Annotated in this window: 15 protein-coding genes; 8 read left to right on the top strand and 7 right to left on the bottom strand. The window is 76.3% G+C overall.

Features of this window, described 5'->3' with window-relative positions:
* Positions 1–408: 408 nt before the first annotated feature.
* Entirely contained in the window at positions 409–855 is a 447-nt protein-coding gene (locus ACFU74_RS14240) for an NUDIX domain-containing protein (protein ID WP_380756175.1), read from the top strand.
* 87 nt (positions 856–942) lie between these two features.
* Here the strand turns inward: ACFU74_RS14240 and ACFU74_RS14235 are convergent, their stop codons facing one another.
* Positions 943–1,437 (bottom strand): GNAT family N-acetyltransferase, encoded by a 495-nt coding sequence (locus tag ACFU74_RS14235; RefSeq protein ID WP_380756220.1) that lies wholly within the window; start codon positions 1,435–1,437, stop codon positions 943–945.
* Positions 1,438–1,932: 495 nt separating this feature from the next.
* Between ACFU74_RS14235 and aroA the strand changes: the two genes are divergently transcribed.
* On the top strand, positions 1,933–3,177 hold the full coding sequence (aroA, locus tag ACFU74_RS14230) for a 3-phosphoshikimate 1-carboxyvinyltransferase (RefSeq protein WP_380756173.1): 1,245 nt from the start codon (positions 1,933–1,935) through the stop codon (positions 3,175–3,177).
* Between the two features lie 354 nt (positions 3,178–3,531).
* Positions 3,532–4,482: a lysozyme gene (locus tag ACFU74_RS14225; protein ID WP_380756171.1), complete on the top strand. Its 951-nt coding sequence runs from the start codon at positions 3,532–3,534 to the stop codon at positions 4,480–4,482.
* Positions 4,483–4,549: 67 nt separating this feature from the next.
* On the opposite strand, the gene ACFU74_RS14220 is transcribed toward ACFU74_RS14225, so the two are convergent.
* Positions 4,550–5,512 carry a GNAT family N-acetyltransferase gene (locus tag ACFU74_RS14220; RefSeq protein ID WP_380756169.1) on the bottom strand — a complete coding sequence of 321 codons (963 nt, stop codon included), beginning with the start codon at positions 5,510–5,512 and terminating at the stop codon, positions 4,550–4,552.
* 202 nt (positions 5,513–5,714) lie between these two features.
* On the opposite strand from ACFU74_RS14220, the gene ACFU74_RS14215 reads away from it, so the two are divergent.
* Entirely contained in the window at positions 5,715–7,043 is a 1,329-nt protein-coding gene (locus ACFU74_RS14215; RefSeq protein WP_380756167.1) for a BTAD domain-containing putative transcriptional regulator, read from the top strand.
* A gap of 60 nt (positions 7,044–7,103) precedes the next feature.
* Here the strand turns inward: ACFU74_RS14215 and ACFU74_RS14210 are convergent, their stop codons facing one another.
* Both ACFU74_RS14210 and ACFU74_RS14205 read right to left on the bottom strand, forming a co-directional pair.
* Complete coding sequence (locus ACFU74_RS14210; RefSeq protein WP_380756165.1) at positions 7,104–7,760, bottom strand: TetR family transcriptional regulator; 657 nt, start codon at positions 7,758–7,760, stop codon at positions 7,104–7,106.
* A 146-nt stretch (positions 7,761–7,906) separates the two neighbouring features.
* Positions 7,907–9,088: an oxidoreductase gene (locus tag ACFU74_RS14205; protein WP_380756164.1), complete on the bottom strand. Its 1,182-nt coding sequence runs from the start codon at positions 9,086–9,088 to the stop codon at positions 7,907–7,909.
* Between the two features lie 282 nt (positions 9,089–9,370).
* Between ACFU74_RS14205 and ACFU74_RS14200 the strand changes: the two genes are divergently transcribed.
* Entirely contained in the window at positions 9,371–10,021 is a 651-nt protein-coding gene (locus ACFU74_RS14200; protein ID WP_380756162.1) for a ScbR family autoregulator-binding transcription factor, read from the top strand.
* A gap of 50 nt (positions 10,022–10,071) precedes the next feature.
* On the opposite strand, the gene ACFU74_RS14195 is transcribed toward ACFU74_RS14200, so the two are convergent.
* Positions 10,072–11,235, bottom strand: a complete 1,164-nt coding sequence (locus ACFU74_RS14195; protein WP_380756161.1) for an MFS transporter — start codon at positions 11,233–11,235, stop codon at positions 10,072–10,074.
* 171 nt (positions 11,236–11,406) lie between these two features.
* Between ACFU74_RS14195 and ACFU74_RS14190 the strand changes: the two genes are divergently transcribed.
* Positions 11,407–11,739: an ArsR/SmtB family transcription factor gene (locus ACFU74_RS14190; protein ID WP_380756160.1), complete on the top strand. Its 333-nt coding sequence runs from the start codon at positions 11,407–11,409 to the stop codon at positions 11,737–11,739.
* Between the two features lie 170 nt (positions 11,740–11,909).
* Positions 11,910–12,767 (top strand): class I SAM-dependent methyltransferase, encoded by an 858-nt coding sequence (locus ACFU74_RS14185; RefSeq protein WP_380756158.1) that lies wholly within the window; start codon positions 11,910–11,912, stop codon positions 12,765–12,767.
* A 12-nt stretch (positions 12,768–12,779) separates the two neighbouring features.
* Here the strand turns inward: ACFU74_RS14185 and ACFU74_RS14180 are convergent, their stop codons facing one another.
* Positions 12,780–13,409, bottom strand: coding sequence for a TetR/AcrR family transcriptional regulator (locus ACFU74_RS14180; protein WP_380756156.1), 630 nt, complete (start codon positions 13,407–13,409; stop codon positions 12,780–12,782).
* Between the two features lie 157 nt (positions 13,410–13,566).
* On the opposite strand from ACFU74_RS14180, the gene ACFU74_RS14175 reads away from it, so the two are divergent.
* The gene (locus tag ACFU74_RS14175; protein WP_380756154.1) at positions 13,567–14,322 is read left to right on the top strand and encodes an SDR family oxidoreductase; all 756 of its coding nucleotides are present in this window, start codon (positions 13,567–13,569) and stop codon (positions 14,320–14,322) included.
* Between the two features lie 7 nt (positions 14,323–14,329).
* On the opposite strand, the gene ACFU74_RS14170 is transcribed toward ACFU74_RS14175, so the two are convergent.
* Positions 14,330–15,637: an alpha/beta hydrolase family protein gene (locus ACFU74_RS14170; RefSeq protein WP_380756152.1), complete on the bottom strand. Its 1,308-nt coding sequence runs from the start codon at positions 15,635–15,637 to the stop codon at positions 14,330–14,332.
* Positions 15,638–15,853: the final 216 nt, after the last annotated feature.

Here is a 15,853-nt window from a genome sequence, read left to right as displayed (position 1 = left end):
TCGGCGAGGCGCCGTGCGCCCGGCCCACGTCGCCGGAGCCGAGCGGGAAGCCGCCCGGGGCGAACGGGCCGGGACGAACCGGCCGGGGCGAACCGGCCGGGGTCCTCGGCGAAGACGATGCGCAGCGGTCCGCCGGAGCCGGGCGGCTGCGGGTTCGGGTGCGGGTGCGGGTGCGGCGTGAGGGTCTCCCGGCACTCCCGGGGCCGGTCGCGGCCGGGCACGAGGAGGCTGTACCGGAGCGTCCGCAGGTGGACGCGGCCGTCGGCGACCAGTCGGCGGGGCTTCCTCGGGTGGCGGGGCGCGCCGCCGGGCCTACGGGGCCCCGTCCGCCGGACCACCACCGCCAGACATACCCGTCAGACACCCCCGCACGGTCCCGCATGATCGGCGGCTGCAACAATCATGATCATGTTCGAGCACGAATCGCCGCAAACCGATCCCAACCCCGCATTGCTCACCGTCGCGGCCGCCGCCGTGGTCGACAACGGCCGCCTTCTGGTCGTCAGCAAGAAGGCCGCCCCGGACGTCTTCTACCTCCCCGGCGGCAAGCCGGACGCCGGGGAGGGGCCGCTGACGGCGCTGACCCGCGAACTGGAGGAGGAGCTCGGCGCGGCCCCCGTCGCACCGCGCCACCTGACCGAGATCGAGGCCGTCGCCGCGCTGGAGGGCGTGCCGATGCGGATGACCGTGTTCGAGACCGGGCTGGACCGCGCTCCCGCGCCCGCCGCCGAACTCGCCGACCTGCGCTGGACGGACGGCCTGGACCCGGCCCTGCGGCTGGCCCCCGCCGTGCGCGACCAGCTGATCCCGCTGCTGCGCAAGCGCGGCCTGCTGCCGCACCCGGCCCAGGCCTGAGCCACGGACCTGAGCCACGGGACGCCCCCGGAGGCCGCCCACCCGCCGCAGGAGCGGGCGGCCTCCGGGGGCGCCGACCGGCCGCCGCTACCGGGCGGCGAGCGCCTTGGTCAGCTTCTCGAACCGCAGGTCGGAACGGAGCGGGACGCCGAAGCGCTCGTCGCCGTACGGGAAGGGCGAGTAGTCGCCGGTGCGCCGGAAACCGCGGCGCTCGTACCAGGCGATCAGCTCGGCACGCTGCTCGATCACGGTCATCTCCATCTCGGCCACGCCCCACTGCTCGGCCGCGTACTTCTCGGCGTGCGCGAGCACGGCCCGTCCGAGGCCGCCGCCCTGGCGGCCGGGGCGCACCGAGAACATGCCGAAGTAGGCGCTGCCGCCCCGGCGTTCGAGCTGGCAGCAGGCGAGCAGTTCGCCGTCCAGCTCCGCGAGCAGCACCACGCCGTCGGGGTGGGTGACGGCCGCGGTGACGCCCTCGGTGTCGGTGCGCTGGCCCTCCAGCAGATCCGCCTCGGTGGTCCAGCCGGCCCGGCTGGCGTCGCCCCGGTAGGCGGACTCGACCAGGGCGAGCAGGGCGGGCACGTCCGCGGTGGTCGCGGTGCGGAAGCCGAGCCGGTCGGTGTCGACGGCCCCGGAGGGGGCCTCGACGGAGGCCTCGGTTTCGGCGACGGCCTCGACGGACGCTCGGGTGCTGCTCTCGGGCACGGGTCCTCTTCTCGGACGGGCCCGGACGGCGGCCCGGGCGGGGGCGGCGACCGTTCAAAGCCGGTCCCTGGCATCGTGCCACAGCCGCCGGGGCCTCCGACCTGCCCGGACCCGCACCGGCCGACCTGCCGGACCCTCGCCCGCCGACCACCCGGCCCGGCCCGACCCCGCACCCCACACCCCACCGTCGGCCGACCACCCGGCCCCGCACCCCGCCGACCACCCGAACGCGCCTTCCCCGCACGGGCGTCCCGAACCCGCGTCCAACAGCCGGACAACTCCCCCGGCCACCGTGCGGCCTCCGGCAGGATGACCGCGACGGGCCCCACCCGTCCTACCCGTCCCGTCCATCCCGCCCAGCCCGGAGGCCCCATGACGACCGTCGAGATCCCCGGTTCCAAGTCGGTGACCGCGCGGGCGCTGTTCCTCGCCGCCGCCGCCGACGGCACCACCGCCCTGCTGCGGCCGCTGCGTTCCGACGACACCGAGGGCTTCGCCGAGGGGCTGCACGCACTCGGCTACGCGCTCACCCGCGAGCCGGACCGGTGGACGGTCGAGGGCCGCCCGCAGGGCCCGGCCCACGACGCCGAGGTGTACTGCCGCGACGGCGCGACCACCGGCCGCTTCCTGCCCGTGCTCGCCGCGGCCGGCCACGGCACCTTCCGCTTCGACGCCTCCGCCCAGCTGCGCCGGCGCCCGCTCGGCCCGCTGACCGAGGCGCTGCGCACCCTCGGCGTCGACCTGCGGCACGAGGAGGCCGAGGGCCACCACCCGCTGCGGATCACCGCCGACGGGGTCCGCGGCGGCGAACTGAGCCTGGACGCGAGCCTGTCCTCGCAGTACCTCACCGCGCTGCTGCTGCTCGGCCCGCTCACCGAGAAGGGCCTGCGGATCACCGTGACCGACCTGGTCTCGGCGCCGTACGTGGAGATCACCGTCGCCATGATGCGGGCCTTCGGCGCCACCGTGACGCGCACCGGCCGGGTCTTCGAGGTCGCGCCCGGCGGCTACCGGGCCACCACCTACCCGATCGAGCCGGACGCCTCGACGGCGAGCTACTTCTTCGCAGCCGCCGCGCTCACCGGCCGGGAGCTGACCGTCCCGGGGCTGGGCCGGGACGCGCTCCAAGGGGACCTGCGGTTCGTCGACGTGCTGGCCCGGATGGGCGCGCGGGTGGAGATCGGCGCGGACCGGGTCACCGTCGAGGGCCCCCGGGGCGGACGGCTGTCGGGTCTGACGGTCGACATGCGCGACATCTCCGACACCATGCCGACGCTCGCCGCCCTCGCGCCGTTCGCCGACGGGCCGGTGCGGATCGAGAACGTGGCCAACACCCGGATCAAGGAGTGCGACCGGCTGGACGCCTGCGCCGGGAACCTCCGCCGGCTCGGCATCGACGTCACCACCGGCCACGACTGGATCGAGATCCGCCCGGGCACCCCGCGCGGCACCGAACTCGCCTCGCACGGCGACCACCGGATGGTGATGTCGTTCTCCGTCACCGCGCTGCGGGCGCCCGGCATCACCTTCGACGACCCCGGCTGCGTGCGGAAGACCTTTCCCGCCTTCCACGATGTGTTCGGGCGGCTGCGCGAAGAGTGGGCGACCACCGGCTGACCGAGGCGCAAAGACACGGCGGTGCGGGGCGCCGGGCGGTGGCGGTCCGCGGGGCGCCCGCGCACCGCTCCCGCGCCCCGTACCGTCGCCGCGCACCGGTCGCCGCCGGGGCCGCTTCCGCGCAGGTGGGCGGCGCTGCGGGGAGGCCGGCCGGGCAGCCGGGCGGGCGGTGTTCCGGGCGTGAGGGAAGGCGGAATGGTGGGTACCACGGCCATGTGACGCCCGTTCAGGATGTTGCCACCGATACCTGGCGGGCTGGCACGTACATGGCTACCCTGCTCCAGCCGGTCGCCGTCACCGGCGCACCGGCTGTCCGCGAATCCAAGGGTCGTCACCACGGACCAGAGGAGTGTCATGCCCAGCACTTCCCGCTCCGCCAGCCCCACCGACCGCACCAGCAGGCCGGGAAACCGCCGGCTCCCCGCGTTCGCCGTCCTCGCCGCCGCGGTCGCCCTCGCCGTCGGCGTCAGCGCCCCGGCGTACGCGGCGGAGCCCGCGCCCGGCACCGCGTCCCCCTCCGACACCGCCGCCTCCGAGGCTGCCGCCACCGACAACTCCGCCGCCCGGGGCGGCGGTCAACTGCCCCCGATCCATCCCGAGCTGGACTTCGCCGGCTCCACCGTCGCCGCCCACGAGGGCCGGGAGCCCGGTGCCGCCCCCGCCGCCGCCCTCGCCGTCACCCAGACTCCGGGGCTCGACGTCTCCAGCCACCAGGGCAACGTCGCCTGGTCCACGGTGCGCGCCAACGGCGCGCGCTTCGCCTACGTCAAGGCGACCGAGGGCACCACCTACACCAACCCGTACTTCGCCCAGCAGTACAACGGCTCCTACAACGCCGGCCTGATCCGCGGCGCGTACCACTTCGCCCTGCCGGACCGCTCCTCCGGCACCGCGCAGGCCAACTGGTTCGTCGACCACGGCGGCGGCTGGTCGCGCGACGGCAAGACCCTCCCGCCCGCCCTCGACATCGAGTACAACCCCTACGGCGCCACCTGCTACGGCCTCAGCCAGAGCGCCATGGTGAGCTGGATCCGCTCCTTCAGCAACACCGTGCACACCCGCACCGGCCGCTATCCCACGATCTACACCACGACCAACTGGTGGACGACCTGCACCGGCAACAACGCCTCGTTCGGTGCCACCAACCCGCTGTGGATCGCCCGCTACGCCTCCACCGTCGGCACCCTCCCGGCCGGCTGGAGCTTCCAGACGATCTGGCAGCACTCCGACTCCGGAGTCTTCCCCGGCGACCAGAACCTCTTCAACGGCGCCTTCGACCGCGTCCAGGCCCTCGCCAACGGCTGACCCCGGGACGGCGACCGGCCCGGGTGGGCGCGGAATCGTTTCTGCGCCCACCCGGGCCCGGCCGTGTTCAGAGCCCGGGCACCGGGAGGGTGAGCTCCCAGGTGTCCACCGCGAAGTCGACCGTCATCCCGTGGCCCTCGTAGAGGGCGAGCGCGCCGGTGGTGTTGGCGGTGTCCACCCCGAGGGCGACGGCCTCCCAGCCCGATGCCGCGTAGTGGCCGAAGAAGTGGCGCAGCAGGTAGCCGCCGAGGCCGCACCCCCGGGCGGCGGGCAGCACGCCCAGGCGGTCCGCCCATCCCCGGCCGGCGCGGTCGTCGCGGGTGCGGAGCACGGCCACGTCGCCGACGCCCGCCACGGTGGCGATCCAGGTCAGCGACCAGTCGAGGTGGGCGCCGTCGATGTCCTCCCACCACTGCTCGAAGGTGCGCGGCCGGGCGTCGAAGTGCGCGGCGAAGGCCTCCTGTTCCAGCCGGTGGGCGGTGCGGCGGTCCTCCTCGCGGCGGCAGTCGCGCAGGGTGACGCCCGGCCGCGGGGCGGGGACGGGGTCTGTGCGCGGGTCGACCCGGCGCTCCAGCACCTGGTAGCGGCGCACGCACGCCCAGCCGCGCCCGCGGATCGCCCTGGTGTCGAGCGTGGGCCGGGTGTTGAGCAGCAGGTGGAGGACGGCCCGGGAGGCGCCGTTGGCCGCCGCCAGCTCCACCGCCCGGCGCTCCATCAGCGCGAACAGGTGCAGCGCCCCGGCCTGGTACTGCGGCAGCACGTACTGGTCGAGGTCGATCCGCCCGCCGCCGGAGCGGTCCCGGACCAGGCCGTAGCCGACCAGCTCGTCCCCGTCGGCGAGCAGCCAGGAGTCGCGGCGCAGGTCGGTGCCCGGGTGCTCCAGGTCCGCCCGGACCTCCCGCAGGTCGGTCTCCGCCCGGCCGATCTCCAGCAGGTCCACCCGGTTGAGCAGATCGCGGACGGCCGGGGCGTCGCCGGGCGTGGCGGGCCGGACGGTGAGGCCGGCGGGCGGAGGGAAGGTCGTGGTCATCCTGGTGGTTCTCCTGGTCGGGGCCCCGGGTGCGGTCGGCGGGTGCCGAGGAGGCCGTCCGGGCAGCCTGCCGGACCCGCCGTGCAGAACGCGTGCAAACGGCGCGTACGCTGCACCGGACCGGGCGGGGCACGGTCGGCGGGGCTGTCCGCGTCCGCGCGGCAGCCCGGCCGGTGGAACGGCGCGAGGGAAGGGACGGCGGATGGCCGGGAGGGGTTGGCGGTTCGGCGTGCTCGGACCGCTCGCGGTGCAGCGCGACGGGCGGGCGCTGCCGCTGGGCGGGGCCCGGCAGCGGACCGTGCTCGCGACGCTGCTGCTGGCGCACGGGCGGCCGGTCCCGCTGGCGGGGCTGGTCGACAGCGTGTGGAACGGCCGGGAGCCCGCCAGCGCGGTCAACACGGTGCAGAGCTACGTCTCCCGGCTGCGCGCCGTCCTCGCCGACGCGTCCGGCGGCGCCGACCGGGGCGCGCCGCGGCTGCTGGGCACCGCCGGCGGCTACCGGCTCGACGTCGGCGAGGCCGGGGAAGCCGATGCAGGAGGACCGGCCGAGGAGGTCGTCGACTTCCGCCGCTTCGAGCGGCTGACGGCCGACGGCCGGGCGCGGCTGGCCGACGGCGACGCGCACGGCGCGCGCACACGGCTCGTCGAGGCGCTCGGCCTGTGGCGCGGTCCGGCGCTCGCGGACCTGCGCGAGGTTCCGCGGCTCCAGGCGGAGGCCGTCCGCCTGGAGGACCTGCGGCTGGCCGCCGTGGAGTCGGCGGCCGAGGCCGAACTCGCCTGCGGACGGGCGACGGCGGCCGTCGACCGGCTGTGGCGCACGGCCGCCGAGCACCCGCTGCGCGAAGGCCCGCAGGCGCTGCTGATGCGCGCGCTGTACCGCACCGGGCGGCAGGCGGAGGCGCTGGCGCTGTACGGCCGGACCAGGCGGCGGCTGGTCGACGAGCTCGGCGTCGAACCGGGCGCGGACCTCACGGCCGTGCACCGGGCGATCCTCCGTCAGGAGCTGCCGCCGCCGGAACGGACCGCCCTCGCCGAGCCGGAGGTCCGGGCACTGCCGCGGCCGTTCGTGCCGCAGCGCTTCGCGGTGCCGGACCGGCTGGAGACCCCTGGGTTCCTGCTGCGTCCGATCACCATCCGCGACCTCGCCCAGGACCACGCGCTGGTGACCTCCGCCCGGGACCTGCTCTGGGCGCAGTTCGGCCGGGCCTGGAACTGGCCCCCGCCGGACCTCACCGAGGAGCAGGACCTGATCCAGCTCGCCTGGCACCAGCAGGAGTTCATCCGGCGGGAGTCCTTCGCGCTGGCAATGGTGTCACCGGGCGACGACCGACTGCTCGGCTGCGTGCACCTGGACCCGCCGGGCGATCCCCGGTACGAGGCCGACCTGTTCTTCTGGACGGGTGAAGGCCCCGGGTCGGCGCTCGACCGGGAGCTGTCCACCGCCCTCGACCACTGGGTCACCGCCAGCTGGCCCTGGCAGCGCGTCGCCCGGCCCGGCCGCACCGACCCCTGGCCGGCCGCCTCCGGGTGAGGGGACGGCCCGACCGCACGCCGGCCCGACCGCACGACGGCGCGGCCGGGTCGGCACGGGTCACGCCGAGGGGACGGCGGCTCCCACCGGCACCGCGCGGTCCGCGCCGCCGGTCAGGGCCTCCAGCAGCAGCCGCCAGGCCGCGTCGTACCCGGCGGGGCCGGCGGCCTCCGGCTGTCCGAAGGAGACGTGCGGGGCGCCGTGCAGGACGGCCAGCAGCAGCTGGGCGACCAGCTCGGGCGGCCGGGGCGCCATGCCGCCCTCGCCCTGGGCGCGGCGGATCAGGGCGACCAGGCCGCGCTGCACGTCCTCGAAGATGTCCGGCGGGGCCGGCGCCGGGGACGGCGGCCGGAGGGGGTGCGGCTGTGCCGGGTCCGGGATGTCGGTGGCCAGCCGGAGCGCCGCCCGCAACCGGACGTCCTCCTTCAGCCGGTGCGCGAGGTCCAGCACCAGCCCCTCCAGCACGGCGGCGGCCTCGGCGCCCGGGACGTCGCGGGTCAGCCGCATCTCGTCCCAGACCCGGCGCGAGTGCGACATCAGCGCGCCGGCGAGCGCGCGTTTGGACGGGAAGTGCCCGTACAGCGCGCCCTTGGTCATCCCGGTCCGCTGTGCCACCGCGTTGAGGGTGGCCCGGCTGTAGCCCTGGGTGGAGAACTCCTCGGCCGCGGCGTCCAGCACCTTCTCCCGGGTCCGCCGGGCCCGCTCCTGCTTCATCATGTGCCCTCCCTGGGGAAAGAACATACCTTTCTGAATGAATGTTCTCAGCGGCAGCCCCGAACGCGCAGGCTTACCGCACATCGGAGAGAATCCGATCGCTGAACGGCCGTCAGCCCGAACGCCGTTCGAGGAACGGCCGGCGACGCTCACCCCGGACCGCCCCGCGCCGTCCGTCCCGGACCGCCCGGTGCCGCGAGGACCGTCTCCGCGTACGCGCGCGCCGCGGCGTCGGCGTCCAGGGTGCGGTGCACCGCCACCGCGCTCGCGTCCCGCCACGCGCGTTGCAGCGGGGAGGCCGGGTCCTGCCCGTCGGCCCCGGCGGCGAGGAACAGCGTGTCCACCGCCTCCCGGCAGAGCGTGGCGGCCGTCGTGGCGTCACGGCGGTTCTCCACCACCGCCAGGGCGGTCACCTCGCCCCGGTCGGCCCGCCCGGCGGCGCCGTCCAGCAGCAGCCCGGCCGTCCGGATCTTCGCGGAGGCCCCGGCCAGCACGGTGTGCGCGGCCGGGTGCGGCACTGCCGCGCACCGGGCCCCGGCGGTCCATTCGCGCAGCGCGGCACGGGCGATGCCGAGCAGCGGGGCGGCGAAGACCAGCGCGGCGACCATCGGGTAGGGCACGCTGTGGCAGCGGGCGGCGCCGCCCTCCGGCGGGGCGAGCAGGGACTCCAGGACGAGCGTGCGGTGGGCGGGCACGTGGACGGCCTCGGCGGTGACCGAGGTGCTGCCGCTGGCGCGCAGGCCCGCGGAGTGCCAGGTGTCCAGGACCGTCAGCTCGGCCCGGGGCACGGCGAGGACGCGGTGCTCCCGGGCGGCGGCGCTCCCGGTCCAGGCGGCCAGCAGGATCCACTCGGCGTGGTCGGCGCCGCTCGCCAGCCGCCACTCGCCGTCCAACCGCCAGCCGTCGCCCAGGCGTTGGGCCCGGCCCTGGGGCGGGACCACGGCGGCCGCGATCCGCGCGTCCGGTCCGTCGCCCCACAGGTCGCGCTGCCCCTCGGGCGGGAGGTAGGCGGCGAGCCGGCCGTGCGAGGCGTACAGCGCCGCGCACCAGGCGGTGCCCGCACAGGATTCGGCGAGCCGCGCCACGGCGGTCACCAGGGCGCCGAACTCCCCGGCGGTGCCGCCCCAGCGGGCCGGCACGAAGTGGCGGGGGAAGTGCGCGCGGCGGATCCCGGCGGCGACCTCCTCGGTGAGCCGCCGTCCGGCCTCCGCCCGTACGACGTCCCGCCGGGCCAGCGCGGCCAGCTCGGCAGCGGCGGGGCCGTCGAGGCCGTCAACGCCCGCGAGGCCCGCGGAACCCGCCGGGCCCGCGAGGCCCTCGCAGCTCAGCACGCCGCCGCCCCGCGCGGACCGCTCCGCCGTGCCCGCCGCGCCCGCCGCGGCCGTGGGCGCCGCGCGGACACAACCGATGACAGAACATCCATGGTTTCTCCCTCCCCCGCAGTCGCGGAGGCCCCGGCGGGACCGCTACATTGCGGTGCCCCGGCCGGTGCGACGTCTCAGGAACATACCTTCTGGAAGGTTTAGCGTCGAGTCCGGAGCTTCCCGCCATCATGTCCAAATCGACCTGCCCGCCGTCGAGTTGAACACACCGAGCCACCCCAGGAGCCGAGCATGCCCGAGCCCGACCAGGCCACCCCGTTCCGGGTGCGGCCCATCACCACCCGTCGGGGCCCCGATCCCAAGCAGGACCGGGCGGCCCGCACCAGGATGCTGGTGCTCACCGCGGCCGCCGAGCTGTTCGCGGCGCGCGGCTTCCGCCACACCTCGGTGAAGGACGTGGCGGAGCGGGTGGAGATGACCAAGGGAGCGGTCTACTTCCACTTCCCGACCAAGGAGGCCCTGGCGGTGGCCGTGGTCGAGCAGCACTACGCGCGCTGGCCGGTGCTGCTGGCGAAGGTGACCGCCGAGGGGCACGGGCCGCTGGCGACGGCGGTGCACATGCTCGAAGGGGCGGCGGTCGCCTTCCGGGACGACATCGTCGTCCAGGCGGGCGCCCGGCTGCAGATCGAACGGCCGCAGATCGACGCCGAGCTGCCCACGCCGTACGTGGACTGGACCCGGCTGCTGGCCACCCTGCTGGCGCGCGCCGAGGCGGCGGGCGAGCTGCACCCGGAGGTCTCCCCGCAGGCGGCGGCCCGGTCGCTGGTGGCCGCCTTCTTCGGCACCCAGCACATCTCGGACGTCCTGCACGACCGGGTGGACATCGTCGAACGCTGGGAGGAGACGGCCGAGTTGCTGTTCCGGTCGATCCGCGCCCGGTGAGCTCGACGAGCGGCGAGCCCAATCAGCGGCGAGCTCAACGAGCGGCGAGCTCAGCTAGCCGCGGCGCCCCGGAGCGGCGCCGTGCCGCGCGTGGTGACCCAGGCCGTGGCCGCGGCCACCAGGGCGAGCCCGGTCGCCGCGAGCGGGAACCAGCGCCCGCCGAGCAGCGCCATCGCGGCGCTGCCGGCCGCACCTCCGGCGGCCGTGCCGAGGTAGAGGGCGCTGCTGTTGAGCGAGATCAGCAGCTGGGCGTTGGCCGGGTCCAGCGAGGCGAGCCGGTGCGGCAGCGCGACCGAGACCGCCCACCCGGCCAGCGGGGTGACCACGGCGTAGGCGAGCGCGCCGGGCATCGAGAGTCCCGCCCAGGGCAGTGCGGCGAACGCGGCCGCCGCCACCGTGCTCGCGACCAGCAGCACCCGCCGCACGCCGACCCGGTCCACCAGCCGCCCGCCCAGCCAGCTGCCCGCCACCGAGGCGACGCCCGAGACCAGCAGCACCAGGCTCAGCCGGTCGGCCCGGCCGTCGGTCGCCGGGGCGACGGCGGTGGCCAGGTAGATGTAGACGGACTGGAAGGCGAGGAAGAACACCAGGGTGGTCCAGGCGGCGCCGAGCACCCTCCGGTCGCGCAGCGGAGTCAGCCGCTCCCGCAGACCGGGCGCGGCAACGGGCGCCGGCAGCTCGCGCAGCAGCAGCGCCAGGCCGGCCAGCGCGGCCGCGCTCAGCACCGTGACCAGCCACATCGTCAGCCGCCAGTCGCTGCGTCCGACCCAGGTACCGATCGGCACGCCGAGCGCGGTGGCGACCGTCATGCCGCCGAGCACCGTGGCGAGCGCCCGGCCGCGCCGTTCGGGGGCGACCAGGGTGGTGGCGACCGCGTTGGCGGTCGGGGTGTAGAGCGCGGCGCCCGCGGCGGCCAGCACCCGGGTGGCCAGCAGCGTCCCGTACGAGGGGGCGAGCGCGCTGAGCGCGTTGGCGGCGCCGAACACGGTGAGCGCGGTGAGCAGCAGGCGCCGGCGCGGCCACCGGGCGGTGAGGGCCGCGAGCGGCGGGGCGAGCAGCGCGTAGCCGAGGGCGAAGACGGTCACCAGCTGGCCGGCGGCGGTGACCGAGACCCCGAGGTCGGCGGCGACCGGGCCGAGTATGCCGGCCATGACCAGGGCGTCGGTGCCGACGGCGAAGGTGCCGAGGGCGAGCAGGAGCAGGCGGACGGGCACGTTGATCCCCCCGGGGAACGGGTGTTGTCGGACGCGGAATCGCGGAACGTCGAACTGTTGGACGTCCGGGCAACTGTTCGACACTCGCCAAACAGTACGGATCGGTGGATGATTGTCAAACCGTCCCGTCCGCGCACCGCCCCGCGCCCGACCCCGAGGAGGCCGCCGGCCATGTCCGCCGACGAGCGGCTGCCCCAGCCCTCCCCCGCCGAGATCGACCTGGTCACCGTGCTGCACGCGCTCGGCGACCCGGTCCGGATGCGCCTGCTGACCAGCTACGCGGACGGCGCGGAGCACTCCTGCGACCCGCGCCACCTCGGACTCGAACACCTGCACAAGTCGACGGTCTCGCACCACATGCGGGTGCTCCGCGAGGCGGGCGTGACCACCACCCGGGTCGCCGGCCGCAACCGGTTCGTCTCGCTGCGCCGCGCCGACCTCGACGCCCGCTTCCCCGGCCTGCTGGACGCCCTGCTCGCCGCGGCCCGGGCCGCGGCGAGCTGAGCGCCCGACCCCGCCCGGCCCCGCCCGACCCACGACACCCGGCGGGACCGCCCGTCCGGCCGCACCGGACCGGCGCCGTTCCGGTCCGCTCGATAGCGTGACCGGGACGGCAAGGGCGGCTCGCCGGCACGGCGGCGGCGCCCGGATCAGCGGAAGGCCGGGCGGGTGCGATGGTCGAAGGCGTCGACGGCGGGCTCGATCTCGGCGGGCTGCGGCGGGTCTACGGCACCCCCGGCCACCGCCTCTTCTACACCCTGGTCTGCCGCCGCGCCCGGCACTGGGGCTGGACCGAGCCCGGTCAGTCCAAGTGGCGCTGCTGGCGGGCGCAGCGCCAACTGGAGACCGTCCTCGGCCGCAAGCTCGCCCTGCCGCCGGGCGCCCGGGTGCTGGACGCCGGCTGCGGCTCGGGCGTCGTCGCCCGCCGGCTGGCCGCCCGCCTGGGGCTGCGGGTCACCGGTGTCGACCTGATGGACTTCCACGTCCGCGAGGCGCGCCGACTGAGCGCCCGGGCCGCCCTGGAGGACCGCACCACCTTCACCTGGGGCGACTTCCACGACCTGGAGTACGCGGACGGTTCGTTCGACGGCGTCTACTCGATGGAGACGCTCTGCCACGCCTACGACCCGGCCCGCGCGCTGGCCGAGTTCCACCGGCTGCTGCGCCCGGGCGGGCGGCTGGTGCTGCTCGGCCCGGCCGCCGTGCCGCGCGCCGAGATGCCCGCGCACCAGCGGTCGCTGCTGGACCCGTACCTGGACGCGATGGTGCTGCCCGGCGCCCGGCACTACACCACCCGCACGCTCGGCCCCCTGGTCACCGGCGCCGGCTTCCGGCTGGAGGAGGAGCTGGACGCCACCCGCTACTACCTGCCGACCACCGAGGCGCTGTACGCGTACTTCCGGCTGCCGTACGCGGTGCTGCGGCGGTTCGGGGCGAGCGACCGGTGGCTGGGGCTGCGCTCCACGGTGGAGATGTACGAGCTGCGCCACCACGTCGCCTGGATGGTGCACACCGCCGTCAAGGACGGCTGAGCGGCACCGCGCTCAGCGTGCGGCGCCCAGCATCCGCAGGACCAGCTCCCCGTAGCGGCGTCCGAGTTCCTCCGGCGTCTCGCTGCTGCGGTCGGTGTACCAGCGGGAGACGTCGATCCCCAGCGAGGTGACCGCGCGGGCCGCCGTGCGCACCTCGGCGACCTCGAAGGCCCCCGCCGCCAGGCCCGCCTCGATCAGCGCGGCGACCTCGCGCTCGATGTCCACCCGCAGCGCCGCCACGACGGCGTAGGCGTCCTGCGGGAGCGCGTGCAGTTCGTAGTTGACCACCCGGCCGACCGTCCGGGCCCGGGCGTGCCAGGCGGTGAACTCCTCGACCAGGCGCCGCATCCGCGCCACCGGGTCGCCCTCGCCGGCCGCCGCCGCGCGGACCAGTTCGAGCGTCGCGGCGTGCCCGGTCCGGCTGATCTCGGCGAGCAGGGCCGCCTTGGACGGGTAGTGGATGTACAGCGCGGCGGGGCTCATCCCGGCGCCGGTGGCGATGTCCCGGGTGGTGGTGGCGTGGAATCCGCGCTCGGCGAAGGACTCCACGGCGGCCCGGAGCAGCCGGTACGCCGCCTCCGGGCGGGCGTCGGCGCCTCCGGGCAGGGCGGGCCAGAGCTCGGCGATGGGCGTGCTGGTCATGGCGCCATCCTCGCAGATCGGTCGGCCGGGCAGCCGTACGGGCGTTCGACCCACGAGCCGGTCGCGGGCCGTTGACAGGGTCCCGCACCCGCACCATGCTGAGCAAGCGCTCAGTCAGCAGCCCCGCCGGCCGCGCTCCACGCCGAGAGGACCCCGTGTGAACTCCTTCAAGGGCCGGGTGGCCGTCGTCACCGGATCGAGCCGGGGTATCGGCCTCGGCATCGCACGCGAGCTGATCGCCCGCGGGGCCAGGGTCTGCCTCACCGCCCGGACCCCGGAGCCGCTCGCCGAGGCGGTCCGCGACCTCGGCGGCCCGGAGGTCGCCATCGGCGTGGCCGGCCGCGCCGACGACCCGGCCCACCAGGAGGAGGCCGTCGCCCGCACCCTGGAGGCCTTCGGCCGGCTGGACCACCTGGTCAACAACACCGGCATCAACCCGCTTTACGGCCCGGTGCTGACCGTCGACGAGGAGGCCGCCGCCAAGATCCTCGCCGTCAACGTGCTCGCCCCGCTGGCCTGGACCCGCCGCGCGCACGCCGCCTGGATGGGCGAGCACGGCGGCTCGGTGGTCAACGTCGCCTCGGTGGCCGGGATCCGCGCCTCCCCCGGGATCGGCATGTACGGGGTCTCCAAGGCCGCGCTGATCCGGCTCACCGCCGAACTCGCCGCCGAGCTGGGCCCCCTGGGCGTCCGGGTCAACGCCGTCGCCCCCGCGGTGGTGAAGACCAGGTTCGCCGAGCCCCTGTACGAGGGCCGCGAGGAGCAGGTCGCCGCCGCCTACCCGCTGGGCCGGCTCGGCGTGCCCGAGGACGTCGCGGGCGCCGTCGCCTTCCTGCTCTCCCCGGAAGCGGCGTGGATCACCGGCCAGACCGTGGTGGTGGACGGCGGCGTGACCCTCGGGGGCGGGCTCTAGCGGCCCGTCAGCCCTCGAAGCGCATCTCCGGGAAGCGCGGTGAGGGACCGTCCAGCAGGTGGTCGTCGTGGCCGCGCAGCCAGCGGTCGAAGAAGGAGCCGACGTACGCGCGGGTGGCGGCCACCGCCCGCTCCGGCCGGACGTCGCCGAGGCCGGCGCGCACGGCGTCCTCCGGAACCGCGCCCTGGCGGGCGAGTTGGGGCAGCAGCGCCTGCGCGTCGGTGTACGAGCCGTGCCGGGAGCCGAGCAGGGTGACGTCCGCCTTCCAGCCCCGGGTGTGCTGCCAGAACGCGGCCCAGCCGGGCTGGGCGGTGTACGGGCCGGAGTCCGCGCTCTCGGTGCCCATCAGCAGGAACGGGCGGTCCAGGCCCTCCTCGGCGACGGTGCCCAGGTGCACCCCGGTGCCGTCCGGGCCGGGGAAGTGGAGCTGGCCGTCCAGGTTGACGCCGGCCTTGATCCGGGGGTCGTCGTGCATCGCCTGGGCGGCGGTGAACCCGCCGGCGGAGTGGCCGGCCATGCCGATCCGGTCCAGGTCCAGCGAGCCGGCCAGGGCCGCCGGGAGCCGGCCGTCGGTGCGCAGCGCCGCCAGCTCGTCCAGCACGAAGCGGGTGTCGGCGACCCGGACGGCCAGCGCCTTGCGCAGCAACGCGCCGATGTCCGGAGCGGGTTGGCCGGCCAGGGCGGGGAACACCGAGGTGGCCAGCCGGCCGTCGGGGAAGGCCACCTCGGAGGCGTCGTAGGGGTGGTCGACGGTGACCACGACGTAGCCGCGCGAGGCGAGGTCCTCGACCAGGCCGGTCCCCCAGGTGCGGGGGTCGCCGAGCCCGGCCGACCAGAGCACCACCGGGCGCGGTCCTGCGCCGAGCAGTGGCGGGGCGTCCGGGCGGGCGTGGGTGCGCACCCAGGTCCAGTCGGTGCGGTCGGCGGTCGCACCGTAGTTGACGGCGGCGGCGCCGTCCGGTCCACCGAAGTGCCGGCCGGCGCGCGGCGCCATGTAGGGCGCGCGGTCCTTGCCCTGCGCCGGTCGGGTGGCCGGGTACCAGAGACTGATCATCAGTTCGCGGACCTGCCCGGGCCGCCAGGGGTCCTCGCGGCCGGGGTCGGTCAGACGCAGTGCGGTGGTGCCGACCGGGTAGGGGCCGGTGGGCGGCGGCAGCGCGGCCCGGGCCCGGCGCTCGCTGACGGCCGGCGCCGCGGAGGCGGTGGCGGGCACGGCCACCGCCCCGGCCGTGACCAGCACCGTGGTGGCCGCCAGGGCGACGGCGGCGCCCCTGGGCAGGCCCCGCAGGCCCCGCAGGCCCCGCAGGCCCCGCACTTCCTGTCCCCGGCCCTGTCCCCGGCCCCGTTCGCGCATGCTCCCCGACTCCCCGTCTCCCGCGTGACGGCCCGCCGCGCGTCGCGGCCGGCCCGTACGGCGAAGGTACGGGCCGGGCCGGTGCGCCGGCGTCATACCGCGGAGCCAACCCGCCGGGTGCTACCGGGGTATGACCCGGCCGGCGGCATCCCCCCGGAGTGCCAGGCGAGGGCCCGG

It is taken from the genome of Kitasatospora sp. NPDC057500 (assembly GCF_042802195.1).
Lineage (GTDB): Bacteria > Actinomycetota > Actinomycetes > Streptomycetales > Streptomycetaceae > Kitasatospora.
Note: the sequence above shows the minus strand (reverse complement) of the source record. Positions and strands in the feature narration are given on the sequence as shown.